The following is a 17,177-nucleotide window of genomic DNA, read 5'->3' as shown; positions in this document are numbered from 1 at the left end:
GAAGATGCCGCCTATCACCTGGCGGCAAGCAGTGAATCAGTTCGCCATTCTGTTCGGCGAGCGGTTCACCAGCGCCATCAACTGAGATTTCTAACCGGCCTCAGCACACAAGATTTCTGACACGTCCGATACCAGAGCGCCGACCTTTGTCTGCAGACACTGCGGCGCCCCGATGATCATCATCGAGATCCTCCCGCGCACCCATCCGATTCGCGCGCCCCCGACATTCCGAGGCAGCGTATGAGCGCAAATGACCAGGATCTTCATTCGGACCGTCGGCTCTTCGGCAACGAGCGCCAACAGGAGACACTCACGTCTGCCGCTCCAGGCAGCCCCTGGCGCCGCTCGCGGCATCGTCACATCATCCCGGTCGACACCTTCGAAACCGCCTTCGACACCATCCCGACCCAGGTTCGCTTCAGCGTCCGGTGGCAAGGCTGACGGTGAGCCCGCTTTATTCCCCATAGCCGATCAAGGTTTCGGCCGCGTCGGTTCACTCCGCGGTTTCCTCCCTCGAGCCTTGTCCAACGCCTGCCCGCATGCGTCGCCGTGCACTCATGGGCTGCGGACAAGGGCAGGCATCGAACAACGCTTAACGGGCTGCGTCAGTCCGCTCTTCAACCTCATCGCTCGAAAGCGGCCAGTGGAATTCCGCTGCCTAGAAGCGGCCAGTCGGCAGTGCGCACTCACGACCCATAGGCGACCTTTACACGTCCGTCGGCCGAATGTCGGCTATGCGAAGTGAAGCCGCCCACCAATACCGACGTCTGCCTGTCGGGCTGTAAGATTCCCTGACGTATATAGTCATCCGAAGTCGCCGCTAAAGCCGGCGACCGACTCAATGCACGTCATCATCCATGGCTTCCATGCATCGACCAGTTGCTGTAGCGCGGCCCCATTCGCAAGAGCCGAATACCGAAGCGAACCGTACCGGCAACCCGTTCGGTGAGGTAGTGTGCGGGCATATGTGCAAGACGGCTGGGGCGCAGGAGCCTCAGCCACCAGCGACGGCGCGCCGTACCCCTCCCCGGTGGCTTGCGTGGACTTAGCTCATTGCGCAATCGCGCGACCAATCACTATTCGCTGGATGTCGTTTGCGCCTTCGTAGATTTGGCATACTCGAACGTCGCGATAAATGCGCTCGACCGGGAAGTCCGACACATAGCCGCAGCCGCCGTGAATCTGAATTGCATCGGAACAAACCTTCTCAGCCATCTCGGACGCGAACATTTTCGCCATTGACGCCTCAGTCAGACATGCCTTGCCGGCATCCGTTAGAGTCGCGGCCCGCCACACCATCATCCGCGCAGCTTCAATTTGTGTTGCCATGTCGGCCAATCGGAAGGTGACCGACTGATGCTCAATCAACAATTTTCCGAAGGTTTCACGCTCTTTGGCGTGTTCACGGCCGCTTCGAATGCTGCACGTGCCATACCTACCGCTTGCGTTGCGATGCCGATGCGCCCCGCCTCCAAGTTTGAAAGAGCAATCCTGTATCCGTCTCCCTCTTGTCCCATCATCGCGGACAAGTCCTGCAATTCTAGATTTCATATCGCCAGATCGCCCTGCGCATGGCTGTCCCGGAGGCGGCAATCCGTCAGTCGTCATCTCGTGCGCCGGCGCAGTAAGACGCCGTGTAGGCAGGTGCTTCGGCCGACGCTTTACTTTTACTGCGCGATGTGCGGTGTCACCAGATTCAACGCCATGCGTGCAGCCGTGGTACGGGTTTCCACACCCAACTTTTCGAAGACGTGTTCCAGGTGTTTGTTGGCCGTGCGCGGGCTCATACCGAGGATATCGGCGATATCGCGATTTGTCTTGCCCGCAGCGACCCAATACAGCACATCGGCTTCGCGAGGGGTCAGCCGGAACGCCTGCATCAAGGCAGCAGGCTCGGGCGAACCGACCTTGCACTGGATCATCAGCAGTTCCTCGCCGTGAGCGCCACGACGCAGCCGGCTGACGATCAGTTCTTCGCTTGCGGTCAGCAACTCGAACGGTCGGTCCTCGGATGCCCGCAACGCGCCGTGGAGCCAGTCGCACAATGCCGCCGGCAGGCGACCTTCCACATCGAGCGAGCCGCGTAGCCGCGACTGGGCAAGCGGCGTCAGCCACAGCACCTCGCCGTTGGGGGCAACGGCGACTACCGCCTGACCGGCAGCGTCGATCGCCGCACGCGTCTGCACGATCAGGCGTGAATTGCGCAGGTGCGAAGCTATGCGCACTATCACTTCGGCGGGACGGATCGGCTTCGGGATGTAATCGACACCACCGGCTTGGAAGCCCTGCAGAACATGTTCGGTCTCCGCGAGCCCGGTCATGAACAGCACCGGAATGGGACGCGTCCGGAAGTCTTCCTTGAGCCGCCGGCAGGTCTCGAAGCCGTCCATGCCGGGCATCACCGCATCAAGCAAGATTAGATCCGGCGGCAAGCGGTGTGCGCAGTCCAGTGCGCGGGCGCCGTCAGTTGCCACCAGCACCATGTAGCCCGATTTGTCGAGCAGGCTATGCAGGATAGAAAGGTTTTCGGGCGCGTCGTCAACAATCAGAACGACATCGCGAAGCGGATGGGGGCGTAGCATCGGAGTTGGCCTGCAGGGTTCGGTCAAGGTGTCGCAAATATTCAGCCAGATCGAAGCGCTCGACGTGCGTGCGCAACACGCTGGTGAAAACGCCATAGGACGGGTGGAGCAGATCGATTTCGCCAAGCTTGTCGAGGATGCCGCGCACGTACCCCAGGGTGCCCAGCTCATGCAGGCTGCGCAACAGCTCTGGGCCGGGTAGCACTGCCTCTGCCGGCGCCGCGGAGGGCGCGGCGGCGGGTGACGGATCAACCGGCGGTGTCTGCGCCGCAACGGCGGCGATCGCCGGGGTCCATCGCAGATCAAGGCGCTTGCGGATCAATTCGAGCAGTTCAATAACATTGACAGGCTTCACGAGAAAATCCTCAATGTGAATGCCTGCCGCGTTTTCACGGCCCTTGTCGAAGGCGTTGGCCGAGACCACGATGATTGGCGCATCGCTCATCAAGTTGGCGCGAAGCAGGCGTGCGGTTTCCCAGCCATCGAGCAGCGGCATGCCGATATCGAGCAGAATCAGGTCGGGCGCGAACGACGAGACGGCTTTAAGTGCTTCGAGCCCGGAGCTTGCTGCCTGAACCTCGAAGCCTAGCGGTTGGAGCAACTTGACGTGCAGTTCGCGGTCCACCCGTTCGTTGTCTACCACCAGCACCCGGCGCGTGGGACCGCCGTAGCCGCCTATTGGCAGTTTCGGAACGGCTCGAACCGGCTGCGGCTCACGTACTTCGGGTAAGAACAGCTGGACGCGAAACGTACTTCCGCGGCCGATTTCGCTGTCGACAGTGAGGGTGCCTCCCATTACGTCAGCCAGCATCTTGGCTATGGTGAGGCCTAGCCCCGTACCATTTTCTGAACCGCCCGAGACATTGCCGCCGCGCTGGAATGGCAAGAAGATGTGAGTCAGGTCATTCACATCAATGCCTCTGCCGGAATCGATGATTTCGAACACAGCCATCTCCCGGCGGTATTGCAACCGCAGGGTAACGGTGCCGTGATCGGTGAACTTCACCGCGTTGCCCAGAATGTTGATGAGGATCTGGCCCACCCGTCTTTTGTCGGCGCGGACCGCGCAGGGCAAATTAGGGGGAGCCTCGTAATGGAAGGCGATGCCCTTTGCGCTTGCCTGCAAGCTAACCATGTCGGCTAACTGCGCGACGAATTCTGGAAAGCGGACTTCCTCGAAGTCGAGCGTCATTTTGCCAGTCTCGATTTTGGCGATATCGAGCAGCCCATCGATCAACGATACAAGGTGCTCGCCGCTGCGGCGGATCACCGCCAGCGCGAGATGGTGGCGTGGAGCAATGGACGTGTCCTGCTCGAGCATCTGCGCATAGCCGAGAATGCTGTTTAGCGGCGTGCGCAGTTCGTGGCTGATGCCGGTAACGTAGCGGCTCTTCGCCAAATTGGCTTTTTCCGCGGTCTGCTTTGCACGCTGCAACTGCGCATCAGTGCGCTGATGGGCGTCGATTTCCTCAAGCAGCAGATGCGTCTGCCGATTCGATTCCTCTTGCGCAACGCGCCGGCTTTCGGAAGTCAGCACGCTCCACCAGCAACCAATCCCGCCCGCGAGCGCCAGCACCGCGAACAGTTTCAGGAATGCGGTGCGCAGCAGCACATCAACGGCTGGCGAGAGTTCGGCGACAAGCACCGACTCCTGCGTATAGATCAGGCTGAGAATGGCGGCCATGATCATGGTCACGAGCAGGAACAGCAGCAGGTATTGGCCGATGCGAGTATTGAATCGGGTAGACAGGGCCTTAGGCAAAAGCCAGCGTATCGCCGCATTCGTTTGTTCGGATAGCCGGGCACCCGGTTTGCACAGGTCATGACAGCGCGCGTCCACCGTGCAGCATAAAGAGCAGATCGGACCTTCATAAGCCGGGCAGTGCGCCATGTCTTCGGTTTCGTACGCCTTGTCGCAAATGCAGCAACGAATCGACTGATAGCCCTTGCCCAGCGGAATCCCGGCTAACGCGACCGGCTGACGTGCGATGTAGTACTTGCCACTGGTCGCCCAGGCAATGGCCGGCGCGGCGATCAGAGCGGCGGCGAGCGCGATCAGCGCCGAAAACGCGTGGGCGGTGTCCCCCAGGACGTGAATAAACGCCAGCACCGACAGCGACGAGGCAATCAGTGTCGCACCGACGCCGACCGGATTGATATCGTATAAGTGAGCGCGCTTGAATTCGATGCCCTGCGGGCTCAGGCCGAGCGGTTTGTTGATGACCAGATCCGCCACTACCGCACCGACCCAACTGATCGCGATATTCGCATAAAGCCCAAGTACTTGTTCGAGCGCGCGGAATACTCCCAGCTCCATGAGCATGAATGCGATCAGCACATTGAACACAAGCCACACCACGCGACCCGGATGGCTATGTGTCAGCCGCGCGAAGAAGTTCGACCACGCGAGCGATCCCGCATAGGCGTTAGTCACATTGATCTTGAGTTGCGACAGGACAATGAAGAACGTAGTGGCCAGCAGCGCCCATTCCGGCGAACCGAACAGATACTTGTATGCGACCAGGTACATCTGGGTCGGCTCGACCGCGTGGCTGGGCAACACGCCATGCTCAATCGCGAGGACGGCGAGGAAAGAACCCCCGAGCAACTTGGCTACGCCAAGAACGATCCAGCCTGGGCCGGCGCTCAGCATGCTTAAAGTCCAGCGGCGCTTGTTGAGCGCGGTCCGCTCGGGCAGAAAGCGAAGGAAGTCAACCTGTTCTCCTACCTGCGCGATCATGGAAGTGAGCACCGTCGTCGCGGCGCCGAACATCAGCAGGTCGAAGTGTCCATGCCCGCCGGCGTTGCCGGCGAAGTTAGGCAGATCCCGCAGCGAGCCGGGCTCTTTCCAGATCACGGCCGCATAAGGCAGCAGAAGCATCACGAGCCACAGCGGCTGGGTGAGCGCCTGAAGGCGGCTGATCAGCGTAATGCCGTGTGTGACGAGCGGGATCACGATTACGGCGCAGATCAGATAGCTCAATGAAAGGGGAATTCCAAAGTACAACTGCAACGCCATCGCCATGATGGCGGCTTCCAGCGCGAAAAAAATGAAAGTAAACGACGCGTAGATGAGCGACGTGATGGTCGAACCGATGTACCCGAATCCGGCGCCACGGGTCAGCAGGTCCATGTCGACGCCGAACTTCGCGGCGTAATAGCTGATCGGCAGGCTCGTCAAAAAGATGATCGCGCCGACAAGCACGATCGCCCAGAGTGCGTTGGTGAACCCGTAACTGATGGTGATCGAGCCGCCCACTGCTTCGAGCGCCAGGAAGGAGATCGCGCCAAACGCCGTGTTGGCTACCCGAAACTCGGACCACTTGCGAAACGTGCGTGGCGTGAAACGCAGTGCATAGTCCTCGATGGTTTCGTCGGCGACCCATGTGTTGTAGTCGCGCCGCACCTTGATGATGCGTTGCACGGGTATGGCACGGGGGACCGCTGGTTCGGGAGACTGGTTCACCAAAATTGTCCGATTCGGGCTGTGGTTGGAGCGACCCGGCGAATAGAGGCAAGGCGCATGCCACACGTACACAGTACGCATGGCGCAGTCATGAGGGTCCAGAGAACTCAGCCAGCGGGCACGTGCCGCGCTGGCTCAAAGCGGTGCGCGACGCGCCGCAAATGTGGCATTGCCGCACCGTCACGGCGCCAGGCTGATCGATAGGCGATGGCCTGCGCCCCACCGGTCCGCGTGGAGCATAGCGAGGTGCTTCTAACCTGCCGATACGTCATTTGACGTAGACCCGTCACAGCGCAGATAAGTCAAATGACGTATTCCGATCGGGAATTCGGATGCCTATTCTGCGTCAGCCGCTCGACGACAAATGAGCCGCCGTATCGGCGCTATCCACGTTGCCCGGCCCGCCAGCCAGACCTGAAACCTACGCAGACAAGGACCTTGAACATGACACAACGCTTCGACGACAACGGCGGCGACGATGCTTGCGAAGCATCCGCCCGCGCCGCCCAACTTGCCTCTCCTGGCCGGCGGAAAGTCGCACTGACACTTGCTTCGCTGCCGCTCGCGATGATGATCAAGCCATCGTTCGCTGCTGCTCCGCCGACTTCGCAAGTCAACACGACGGGCAGGGCGATCACGGATACCACGGTGACGGTCGGTCAGCTGCACTCGTCAACCGGCACGATGGCAATCAGCGAGACCGGATCGATCCGCGCCGAACGCCTCGCGATCGAACAGATCAACGCGATGGGCGGAGTCCTCGGCCGCCAGATCAAGGTAATCCAGGAAGACGGCGCAAGTGACTGGCCTACCTTTGCGGAAAAGGCGACCAAGCTGCTCGAAAGCGATAAGGTTGCCACGGTATTCGGCTGCTGGACGTCTGCGTCACGTAAAGCCGTGCTGCCGGTCTTTGAAAAAGACAATGGCCTGCTGTACTACCCGACGTTCTATGAAGGCCTGGAACAGTCGAAGAACGTGTTCTATACCGGTCAGGAAGCGACTCAGCAAGTGCTGGCCAGTCTGAGCTGGTTCGCCAAAGAGAAAAAAGCCAAGACTTTCTATCTCGTCGGCTCGGACTATATCTGGCCGCGCACCTCCAACAAGATCGCCCGCAAGCACATTGAAAACGTGCTGCACGGCGAGGTGGTCGGCGAAGAGTACTACCCGCTCGGCAACACCGAGTTCGGTTCGCTCATCAACAAGATGAAGTTCAAGAAGCCGGACGTGATTTTCGCGGACGTGGTGGGCGGCAGCAATGTCGCGTTCTACAAACAACTGAAGGCTGCCGGCGTGACAGGCGACAAGCAGCTGTTGCTGACCATCTCGGTGACCGAAGACGAGTTGCTGGGTATCGGTGGCGAAAACTTCCAGGGCTTCTATTCGTGCATGAAATATTTCCAGAGCCTGGACAACCCTGCCAACAACAAGTTCGTTGCGGCATTCAAAGCGGAATATGGCAAGGACGCGGTGATCGGTGACGTGACCCAGGCCGCATACCTGGGCCCGTGGCTGTGGAAGATGGCCTGCGAGAAAGCGGGCAGTTTCGACGTCAACAAGGTAGTGGCGGCCTCGCCGGGTCTGGAGTTCAAGGACGCGCCGGAAGGCGACGTCAAAGTCCACCCGAATCACCATTTGTGGAGCAACACGTTGATTGGCCAGGGCCAGCGCGATGGTCAATTCAAGGTTGTCTACAAGTCGGACTTGATTGAACCGAATCCGTTTCCGAAGGGCTATCAATAAAAAGCTGAGAGTGATCACCGGCGGTCGCAATGGCTGCTGCCGGCGGGAATCGCAAGTCGCTGTTGCATTTTTCGATTTTTAACACAGCCTGCTCGAACGCAGGCCGCGCAGGGGATTGACCATGGCTTGGTTCTCGCAGTTTGGCGCGATCGTCGCTATGCAGGGCTTCAACGGCCTCTCGGTATTCAGCGTGTTGCTGCTGATGGCGCTCGGTCTGGCCATCATCTTCGGGCAGATGGGCGTGATCAATATGGCGCACGGCGAATTTTTGACGATCGGCGCCTACACCACTTATGTGTTATCCGCCTTGACCCACAAGTATGCGCCGACACTGCAACCTGTCTACTTCTTCGTGGCCATTGTGGTCGCGTTCGCGGTTGCCTTTGCCTTCGGCTACCTGGTGGAATGGCTGCTGATCCGCCATCTATACCGGCGCCCACTCGACACCCTGCTGGCGACCTGGGGCCTGTCTCTTGCCATGCAGCAAACCTTTCGCTCGTTGTTCGGCTCACAGGAAGTCAGTCCGGATCTTCCGCAATGGCTGATGGGTTCACTATCGCCTTATCAGGGTCTCGACATCCCGATCAACGGCCTGATGGTGATGGTTCTTGCCATGGTGCTGACGGCGGTTCTGCTGCTGTTTCTGTACAAATCGCAGTGGGGCGTGAAGGTGCGGGCTACCACCCAGAACCGGATTATGGCCGGCGCCGTCGGAATCAGCACCAGCAAGGTCGACCGCCTGACCTTTGCGCTTGGATGCGGGATTGCCGGTATAGCAGGCGCGGCCTTTACTACCATCGGCTCGACCGGGCCGACGAGCGGTTCGCTTTATATCGTGGATACCTTTCTGACCGTCGTGTTCGGCGGCGCACAAAGCCTGTTCGGCACGATTGCCTCCGCGTTCTCGATCGCCCAGACCCAGTCGACGACAGAGTTTTTTCTGTCTGGCTCGATGGCGAAAGTGCTGACCTTGTCAGCCGTGATCGTCATTCTGATGCTACGTCCGCAAGGCCTGTTCGCAACCAAAGTACGGCGCTAGCTGTTCAATCGCAGGAGAAAGCAATGAATTCTCGATATCTCAAGTGGCTGGGTGGACGCTCCGGTGCGATGGGATTCATCTGGCTGGGTCTTCTGATACTGGTGCTGCTGCCGGTGACGCTGGACATTTTCAGGCTGAACCTGGTGGGCAAATATCTTACTTACGCGTTTGTGGCGATAGGACTGACGCTGTGCTGGGGCTACGGAGGGATCCTCAGCCTGGGGCAGGGCGTGTTCTTCGGTCTGGGCGGCTATTGCATGGCGATGTTCCTGAAGCTGGAAGCATCGGATCCGGTCAGTACAAAGATCCAGTCCACGCCGGGGATTCCAGACTTTATGGACTGGAATCAGATTACGCATCTGCCGCTCATGTGGGAGCCATTCAGGCACCTCTGGTTCGCTATTGTGGCAGTGCTGGTGATACCGGCGTTGCTTGCCTTTGTCATCGGACTCGCCATGTTCAAACGGCGCGTCGGCGATGTCTATTTTGCGATCGTGACTCAGGCGATTGCAGCCATTCTGTCCATCCTCATTATCGGGCAGCAGGGGCTGACCGGTGGTGTGAACGGCATTACCGATTTGCGCACGGTTCTCGGTTGGGACATACGCACCACTTCGGCGCACTACGTCCTCTACTTTGTGAATGCCGGCCTACTGTTTTTGTGCATCGCGTTTGGCAAATTTCTTCTATCGAGCAAGCTCGGCAAGCTGCTGGTAGCGATGCGCGACAAGGAGGAGCGCGTACGTTTCTCAGGCTATGACGTTGCGGCCCTGAAGATTTTCGTGTTCTCGGTCGCAGCCGTGTTCTCCGCCATCGGTGGAGCGATGTTTGCGCTGCAGGTCGGCTTTATGTCGCCGTCGTTCGTGGGTATCGTTCCGTCGATCGAAATGGTGATCTTCTGTGCAGTAGGCGGCCGCACGTCCCTGTTCGGTGCCGTCTACGGCGCCTTGTTGGTCAATTTCGGCGAGTCATATTTTTCGGAATCGCTCCCGCAGCTCTGGCTATTCCTGATGGGGGCACTCTTCATCGGTGTGGTGATGTTCTTCCCGAATGGCCTCGCCGGTCTTTACGAAAGTCACGGCAAGAAGCTGCTTGCACGCTTACCGGTGACTGCCTATCTGCGACGTCGCGCGCTAGTGACGCTGTCGGCGTCCGATCCCGAGGCCTGACGCAGGTCTCTCCGCAAAAACAGAGAACACCATGGCTAAAAGAGATTTCGTACTATCGATCGAGGATCTGACGGTTTCGTTCGACGGTTTCAAGGCTGTGGACGGCCTGAACCTTTATGTGGACCGCAACGAAGTGCGTGTCGTAATCGGACCGAACGGAGCTGGCAAAACCACCGTGCTCGACCTGATAAGCGGGAAGACGCGAGCTACCAGCGGCAGCATCAAGTTCAAAGGACTGGAATTGACGAGGATGAGCGAGCACATGATCGTGCGCGCCGGGATAGGTCGCAAGTTCCAGACGCCTTCCATATATGAAAACCTCACTGCGTACGAAAACCTCGAAGTGTCGTTTCCCCGCGGGCGCAGTGTGTTCGGCGCCATTGCTTTCCGCCGTACCGTTGACGTGGATGAGCGAGTGCGCCAGATTGCCGAGGAAGTGTTCCTGAGTGACATGCTGCAACAAACGGCTGAGCTACTGAGTCACGGGCAGAAACAGTGGCTCGAGATCGGCATGTTGTTGATGCAGGATCCTGAACTGATGCTGCTCGACGAACCGGTTGCGGGCATGAGCGTGTCGGAGCGCGAAAAGACCGCCGAATTGCTGTCGCGGGTTGCTAAAAATCGGTCGGTCGTAGTAATCGAGCATGACATGGAGTTCGTTAAGAACATCGCACACCGCGTCACTGTGCTGCATCAGGGCAAGGTACTGGCCGAAGGAAGCATGGACATGGTGCAGTCCAACCCGAAAGTGATTGAAGTCTACCTCGGGCATTGAAGCGCGGTCGTGCAGCGCCGGAACCTAACTTTGAATTCAAAAGGAACAGTTTATGTTCAACGTTACAGGACTGGTCTCGGGCTACGGTCAGAGTGAAGTGATCCATCAACTCGATTTAAGCGCTGCCACCGGCGAAATCGTCGCCGTCATGGGGCGCAATGGCATGGGTAAAACGACTTTTTTCAAATCGTTGATGGGCATCCTGGCGTGCCGTGCGGGCAAGGTGGAAGTGGCCGGTGTCGACGTCGCAAAACTGCAACCATTCGAGCGGGTCGCGCGAGGGATTGCGTATGTGCCACAAGGCCGGATGATTTTTTCGACGCTCACGGTCCTTGAAAACATCAAGACGGGCTTGCCGAAAGCGGCACAGGGGCGGGTGCCTGCGGAAATATTCGATCTCTTCCCTGTTTTATACGATATGCGCGATCGCCGCGGCGGGAATTTGTCGGGCGGTCAGCAGCAGCAACTTGCCATCGCGCGCGCCCTGGTCACCAATCCCAAAGTACTGCTGCTCGATGAGCCGACGGAAGGAATTCAGCCCTCCATCATCAAGGACATTGCCCGCTCGCTGAAAGAGATTCGGGACCTGAAGCAACTTACCATCATCGTTTCCGAGCAGGTGCTGAGTTTCACGATGGAAGTCGCGGACCGTTTGCTGGTGATCGAGAAGGGCCGCTTCGTTCACGAAGATCGGCGCGAGGAAGTCGATATCGCGAAGATCAGCGGCTATCTCTCTGTTTGACATCCGAAATGGTTAAGGACAACGCGGGCATTTATTGCGCGCAGCTTACTGGAAAGGAGTGCAAACGATGCTCGGTTACATGTGCTACAACCGCTTCGGCCATGCTGGCTTTACTGACAGGCATAAAGGCCGCAGCACTGCCGGCGTTCAGACCTGTGCGGTTTGCCTGCTGCGCTTCGATGCACGCGGCGGCACCTTGCCTGACGGCACAGTGCTGGAAGAAGCCGAATGGATCGCCAGGGTATGCACGCAAATCAAGGACGACACCGCCAACGGCGGCTACCAGGCAGGCTGCGCTGCATGTGTCTTTCCCGCAGCGTAGGCGGAGCCTGCACGCGGTAACTGCAAACACAACCTGATAGCACGGAGAGAATACATGCAACATTTCACGATCAAGCCAGGCGTGCCGCTTGCCGAGCAAGCAGAACTTGGCCATAACCGCTGGCATCCGGATATTCCCTTCCTGTCAACTGTTAAGCCCGGTGAAGAGATCATCATCGAGTCGCTGGACTTTCTGGACGCGCAAATCAAGGACAACGACAGCACTGACGATGTGCGCGATATAGACCTGACCCGCGCACATCCGCTTACCGGTCCTTTCCATATTGAAGGAGCGGAGCCTGGCGACCTGCTGGTTGTCGATCTTCTCGATATCAAACCGATCACGCCAGTGGGCTTTTCGGGCGTGTTCGCGAAGAGCAATGGCGGCGGCTTTCTCGGCGACTATTTTCCAGATGCGGCCAAGGCGATATGGGACCTGAAAGGGCTGTACGCCACTTCGCGCCATATCCCCGGTGTGCGCATCGCCGGGCTAACACACCCGGGCCTGATGGGCTGCCTTCCGTCGACTGAATTGCTGGCCGAGTGGAATCGCCGGGAGGCGCCGCTGGCGGAACTGGGTCTTGCAAAACCGCCGGAGCCGTCGACCGCTGTGCTGCGCGGTGTACGCGGAGCCGCCTTCGACCGGATGGCGAAAGAGGCGGCCCGCACGGTTCCGCCGCGCGAGCATGGCGGCAATACCGACATCAAGGATCTCTCGAGCGGAACCCGGATTTTCTTCCCGGTATATGTCAAGGGCGCGGGCTTTTCGATGGGCGATCTGCACTTCTCTCAAGGCGACGGCGAAATCAGTTTTTGCGGCGCAATCGAAATGGACGGCGCGACCCATGTCGGCTTTGACCTCATTAAAGGTGGCATGGCCAAGTACAACCTCAGTGCACCGGTTTTCATGCCTAGTCCGATCAGGCCGCGTTACGACCAGTGGCTGACCTTTGAGGGAATTAGCGTCGAGAACGGAAAGAACTATTACATGGACGCTACGGTCGCCTATCGGCAAGCCTGCCTGAAGGCCATCGACTACCTGAAGCAGCATGGGTTTACCGGACCGCAAGCATATATGTTGCTTACCGCGGCCCCCGTTGAAGGTCGCATCGGCGGCATCGTCGATATTCCGAACTGCTCGGCCACGGTGTCATTACCGCTCGCAATATTCGAGAAAAACATCGCACCGACGGGGATGCTCAGCGAGCGTGCGTTCTGGGGTCACAGGGACTGACAAGCAGATCTGGACTCAAGCGGCGAGCCATTCGGTCCGCCGCGATACATTGGACTGATGGGAAGTATGCAACATGCCACTTTACGATATGCGTTGTCCCTCGTGCGAGGGAATCTTCGAGAAATTGCTAGCGGTATCCGTGCGCGGCGATGCCGTCGACTGTCCCTATTGTGAGCAAAGCGTTGCGGCGGAAGCAATGATTACGGCACGCAACGTGCAATTCAGCGTCACCGAACGCTGGAAGCCGCAGAGTCGGGCCGAGCAATTGACGGGGGCAGGAGTGACAGGCCCTGGAACACGCGCTGAGGCGGGGCGCTCGAGTGTGTTTCATGTCTGCAAAGGCGGCAATTGCAGCCTATGCGGCTAACGACGTAGCCCGGCGTTGCAGGAGGTTGTGTGGCAGTAAGACGCGGGCGGCGGAATCCGGCTGATAGAACGTCGCCAGTGAATGAGCCGATGAACCTGCCGAACCCGCGATTCGGCCGAGGTGCTGAAGCGCCTGCATTACCCACAGAGGTGATGCAGAGGCGCGCGCGCAGGTACGTTGCCTATCCCCTGCGTCCGCGTCATCTGGAGCAGGACCTTGAAATAGTTGCCGATTGGCATTGCCTGCATCGCACACCTCTGTAGCGACTAGCGCCGCTGCGGGTTAGTGGCGCACCGCTATAGATTTTTCGCGCTATCGCCGCCCGTAACTTCGATTTCGGAGCCGGTGACCATTGCCGCGGCATCCGAAGCGAGAAATACCGCCGCAGGCGAGACGTCTTCGGGCTGCACCCACCCGACGCCAAGCGGCATCGTTGCCGCGCGGCGGTCCCACGCTTCCTGCGGCGTGAGCAGGCCGTTCGGTTTGTGGTAGCCGGTTTCACCCACGCTTTCCGTCAGTCGCTTTTCATACAGCGTCAAAGCGGTGGCGACGAGCCCTGGTACTACGGCGTTGACTGTAATGTTGTAGCGACCGAGTTCGAGTGCCGCCGACTTCATCAGCCCAAAGATGCCCCACTTGGACGCCGCATAACTTGCTGCGTCCTTCGTTCCATGCCGTCCCTGCATCGAAGAAACGACGATGATGCGCCCATAGTTGCGTCTCACCATCATTGGTGCAAATGCACGGATAGTATTTGCGGTACCGTTCAGGTTATTGTCGATGACGTCCGTCCACTCTGTGTCCTGAAGATCCAGAAGTGGCTTCCAGTACTGAATGGCTGCGTTCGCAACGACGATATCGATTTTTCCGTAACGCTGTTCGATGCGAGTCGCAGCGGCGCGCAACGCGGCGGTGTCGCGGATGTCCGCGCGAATACCTTCGGCGCGGCGCCCATACGCCTCGATCATGCTGACTGTCTCAGCAAGCTCTTGCGGCGTGGCGGCCGCTGCATCAGAGGCGGTGCTGACCGGTCCTGAGATGTCGAGCGCAATGACGTCCGCTCCATTTGCTGCGAACTCGACCGCAATGGCGCGACCGATTCCGCGGGCCGCCCCGGTAACGACCGCCACACGCCCCTGCAGCCTGGAATCGCGGCCAGCGACGATTGGCCCCGCGGTCTTGGCCGCCGGCGGCACTGGCACGGGCATCCCGTCCATAGTTGGAGCGCCCCCGTGCGTTTTCTGGGCATGTGCGACGCCTGACAGCAATATGCCTGCGGCGGCGGCACCGCCGCCAACGAGCAACTTGCGTCGCGAGCGGTCCGGCTCAGCCTGGTCGACGTCACATCTTCCGTCATTGATTATCAATTAAATGCTCCTTTCAGATCTCGGGTTCGCTCGCCGCCGCGCATGTGACGGCGGGCGACGAGGCTGTGATATGCCGACCTGATGGGAATTCAACAGGCCGGGCGGGCGTTTGCGACTCACATTCGAAAGACCAGATTTCGAAAGATGCTTTGTCAGAAGGCGCCGCGCCAGCCGGATCAGGAGCTTGCACGGGCATCCTCGCTCCCCTTCGCGGAGGCTTGCGATGCCGACGCGCAATCGGCAACGAACTTTGCATGCAGGCGCTTCTCCGCCCGTGTGAGCTCCTCCGGATAGCGCGGATCATTTCGGGCCGGTTCATATCCAACCGATTCGAGCTCCGACAATTCGCGAATGAGGTCGCCATGTGTTATCCCGGCTTTGGCCGCTACAAAGGGATATGAGTGACATTCCTTTACCGACAGTTTCTCCGCTGCGCTAGCGGATACGCTAAGCATCATCAAGGCGATGACCGAGGTCATCTTGAATCGGCTGTTCATATGAACTCCTGCTTTTCGAGATTTGAAGAAATCACAAACCGCGGTCTCTATTGGCCACGAGAGACCAATGCGCGACGACGTGAGTGCGTGCCATCACGATATCTAGTCGATCGGCGCGTTGACGCATCCCGAACGTGAAGGATAGTTAATCAAGACTGGCTGGATTGAACGGCGTCGCGCCAGCTTTTCTGCCGGACGCAATAAGTGCGGGATATGCGGGCTGTCAAAAACGGGGGGCAGCAGGTACGACAGCTTGTGCAGCGGCAGCGCTAAACGACAGACCGAAGATGCGCGCGGTCATCCTGCCGCAGGCACTCTACAACGTGGTGCCGAGCATGGTCGCGCCTTTCGTTCCGACGATCAAGCAGAGTTCGCTTGATCATGTGATCAACGTCCGCGGAATCTCTTTTCCGCTAACGATCACGCGCGTTTCGCGAGATAGGCGTCGATTAGTTATTGGAAGTCGATCCGCAAGGAAGCAATATGTCCTCCTGAAGGTCGACTTCTCGAGATCTCGAGTATATCCGGCCCGTATCGAAGGAGTGCCGCTCAACGCCAGATGGAGATGCCGACGTTGAGCGGCGGCGCACCCCAGGTTATGTGCAACGTGAACCGGTCTGCAACGGGGCGCGCCGCTTCTGGCCGCTCGGGCACGTGCGCTCAGAAATTGTGGCGAAGACCGACACTGATCTGTGTCTGGTTGTTGCTGCCCGATTCAATGCCTGTGTCCGTTATTTCGGCGTAGGAGAGGCTTAGGCCATTACCCCCGGAGACGTGTTGATAGGCTGCCTCGGTGTACAGCAGCGTCCGCCTGCTCAAGCCGTAGTCGACCTCCATCGTGACCTGCTGATTGTGCAGCGTTGCGCTGGTCGCGCCGGAAAGGTGCTCAGTCGTCAACGTGTAGCCGGCGCCAAGGCTCAGCGCGTGCGTCAGCGGGTATTTGCCGTAAACGCTGTAGTTATCGAAGCGGAGATCATCGCCGGCGCGCACATCGAGCGAATTCCCGCTTGCGAGTGAGAGGTAACTGGAATGCGTATATAGCAAACCGACCGTTCCGGCTCCGATGTCGGCGCGGGCACCGCCGCCCCAGATGGTCTGGTCGCCTGCAGCGATGGTGTACCCCATTCCCGCATTTACGGCACCCAAACTGTTGTTTGCGCTCACCAGATTGTCTGCGTCCATATAAGCCGCCGCAAAGTGGAATGGACCATAGTCATACGCGGTGCCGGCGCTTACAAGACGGTTGTTTTGAAACTGGCCGGCGGCATTGGAAAAGGCGTACATGCTGCCGAAATGCCAACCGGCAACAACCGGACTTTCGTACGTCACCGAGTTGCTGACCGTATAGCTTCCGCCGACTGTGTCGTTGTCGTAGACGTGTGCGGAGGTGTTCCCGCCAAACGTGCAGTAGGCCGATACGGGACACAAGTAATTCGTGACCGGGCTGTACTGCTTGCCGAGTGTCAATGTGCCCCAGCGGTCATCTTTGACGCCAACCCACGACTGCCGTGAAAACATGTCGGCACTATTGGAGCTAGCGCCGTTGCCGAGGTTGAATCCGCTTTCGAGGTCGAAGATGGCATGCATGCCGCCGCCAACATCTTCGCTGCCCCTGATACCAAAAACCGTCGTGTTGTTGGCGGAATTGCCCAGTCCCCACACGGGGCCGGCTTTGCCGCCCGGGGTTTTTCCGCTGTTGGTGAACTGAACGCTTTCGTCCAGCACGCCGTACAGCGTCACGCTGCTCTGCGCATGAGCGACCGATACAAGTGCGCCCGCAACTGCTGCCGCTGCCAAATGCTTTCTTTTGATAAACATGGTTGTTTTCTAAACAGGTAGTAATCCGATATAACTGAGATCGCTGTCGTCTGGTGATTT

The 17,177-nt window shown here is 58.9% G+C and carries 14 protein-coding genes and 1 pseudogene; 9 read left to right on the top strand and 6 right to left on the bottom strand.

What is annotated here, in order from left to right:
- Window positions 1-240 precede the first annotated feature (240 nt).
- Window positions 241-441, top strand: a complete 201-nt coding sequence (locus C0Z16_RS37580; protein ID WP_146014388.1) for a hypothetical protein — start codon at window positions 241-243, stop codon at window positions 439-441.
- Between the two features lie 609 nt (window positions 442-1,050).
- Here the strand turns inward: C0Z16_RS37580 and C0Z16_RS32885 are convergent.
- The 3 genes and pseudogenes from C0Z16_RS32885 to C0Z16_RS32875 all read right to left on the bottom strand — a co-directional run.
- A pseudogene (locus C0Z16_RS32885) lies at window positions 1,051-1,517 on the bottom strand (acyl-CoA dehydrogenase family protein); the annotation flags it as partial.
- A 150-nt stretch (window positions 1,518-1,667) separates the two neighbouring features.
- Window positions 1,668-2,609: a response regulator transcription factor gene (locus C0Z16_RS32880; RefSeq protein WP_341867646.1), complete on the bottom strand. Its 942-nt coding sequence runs from the start codon at window positions 2,607-2,609 to the stop codon at window positions 1,668-1,670.
- Entirely contained in the window at window positions 2,539-6,051 is a 3,513-nt protein-coding gene (locus C0Z16_RS32875; RefSeq protein ID WP_102636192.1) for an ATP-binding protein, read from the bottom strand. The genes C0Z16_RS32880 and C0Z16_RS32875 overlap by 71 nt, the downstream gene beginning before the upstream one ends.
- Window positions 6,052-6,486: 435 nt before the next feature.
- Here C0Z16_RS32875 and urtA point away from each other — a divergent pair, with 435 nt between their 5' ends.
- From urtA to C0Z16_RS32835, 8 genes are all read left to right on the top strand, one after another.
- Complete coding sequence (gene urtA, locus C0Z16_RS32870; protein WP_407070718.1) at window positions 6,487-7,788, top strand: urea ABC transporter substrate-binding protein; 1,302 nt, start codon at window positions 6,487-6,489, stop codon at window positions 7,786-7,788.
- Window positions 7,789-7,909: 121 nt separating this feature from the next.
- Window positions 7,910-8,827 carry an urea ABC transporter permease subunit UrtB gene (urtB, locus tag C0Z16_RS32865; protein WP_102636186.1) on the top strand — a complete coding sequence of 306 codons (918 nt, stop codon included), beginning with the start codon at window positions 7,910-7,912 and terminating at the stop codon, window positions 8,825-8,827.
- 23 nt (window positions 8,828-8,850) lie between these two features.
- Complete coding sequence (gene urtC / locus C0Z16_RS32860) at window positions 8,851-9,996, top strand: urea ABC transporter permease subunit UrtC (protein WP_102636185.1); 1,146 nt, start codon at window positions 8,851-8,853, stop codon at window positions 9,994-9,996.
- A 31-nt stretch (window positions 9,997-10,027) separates the two neighbouring features.
- Complete coding sequence (gene urtD / locus C0Z16_RS32855) at window positions 10,028-10,771, top strand: urea ABC transporter ATP-binding protein UrtD (protein WP_102636184.1); 744 nt, start codon at window positions 10,028-10,030, stop codon at window positions 10,769-10,771.
- A 52-nt stretch (window positions 10,772-10,823) separates the two neighbouring features.
- Window positions 10,824-11,513, top strand: coding sequence for an urea ABC transporter ATP-binding subunit UrtE (urtE, locus tag C0Z16_RS32850; protein ID WP_102636183.1), 690 nt, complete (start codon window positions 10,824-10,826; stop codon window positions 11,511-11,513).
- A gap of 67 nt (window positions 11,514-11,580) precedes the next feature.
- Window positions 11,581-11,835 carry a hypothetical protein gene (locus C0Z16_RS32845; RefSeq protein WP_102636182.1) on the top strand — a complete coding sequence of 85 codons (255 nt, stop codon included), beginning with the start codon at window positions 11,581-11,583 and terminating at the stop codon, window positions 11,833-11,835.
- A gap of 54 nt (window positions 11,836-11,889) precedes the next feature.
- Window positions 11,890-13,068, top strand: a complete 1,179-nt coding sequence (fmdA, locus tag C0Z16_RS32840) for a formamidase (protein WP_102636181.1) — start codon at window positions 11,890-11,892, stop codon at window positions 13,066-13,068.
- Between the two features lie 73 nt (window positions 13,069-13,141).
- On the top strand, window positions 13,142-13,435 hold the full coding sequence (locus tag C0Z16_RS32835) for an FmdB family zinc ribbon protein (RefSeq protein ID WP_102636180.1): 294 nt from the start codon (window positions 13,142-13,144) through the stop codon (window positions 13,433-13,435).
- Window positions 13,436-13,731: 296 nt separating this feature from the next.
- On the opposite strand, the gene C0Z16_RS32830 is transcribed toward C0Z16_RS32835, so the two are convergent.
- From C0Z16_RS32830 to C0Z16_RS32815, 3 genes are all read right to left on the bottom strand, one after another.
- On the bottom strand, window positions 13,732-14,652 hold the full coding sequence (locus C0Z16_RS32830; protein WP_208638657.1) for an SDR family NAD(P)-dependent oxidoreductase: 921 nt from the start codon (window positions 14,650-14,652) through the stop codon (window positions 13,732-13,734).
- Window positions 14,653-14,978: 326 nt separating this feature from the next.
- Window positions 14,979-15,299, bottom strand: coding sequence for a DUF4148 domain-containing protein (locus tag C0Z16_RS32825; RefSeq protein WP_102636179.1), 321 nt, complete (start codon window positions 15,297-15,299; stop codon window positions 14,979-14,981).
- A 660-nt stretch (window positions 15,300-15,959) separates the two neighbouring features.
- A complete protein-coding gene (locus C0Z16_RS32815) occupies window positions 15,960-17,117 on the bottom strand; it encodes a porin (RefSeq protein WP_102636178.1) in 1,158 nt (385 codons plus the stop codon).
- Between the last annotated feature and the right edge of the window lie 60 nt (window positions 17,118-17,177).

This window comes from Paraburkholderia rhynchosiae, assembly GCF_002879865.1.
Classification (GTDB): domain Bacteria; phylum Pseudomonadota; class Gammaproteobacteria; order Burkholderiales; family Burkholderiaceae; genus Paraburkholderia; species Paraburkholderia rhynchosiae.
The sequence above is the reverse complement of the archived record's forward strand: the minus strand, read 5'-3'. Positions and strand labels throughout refer to the sequence as shown.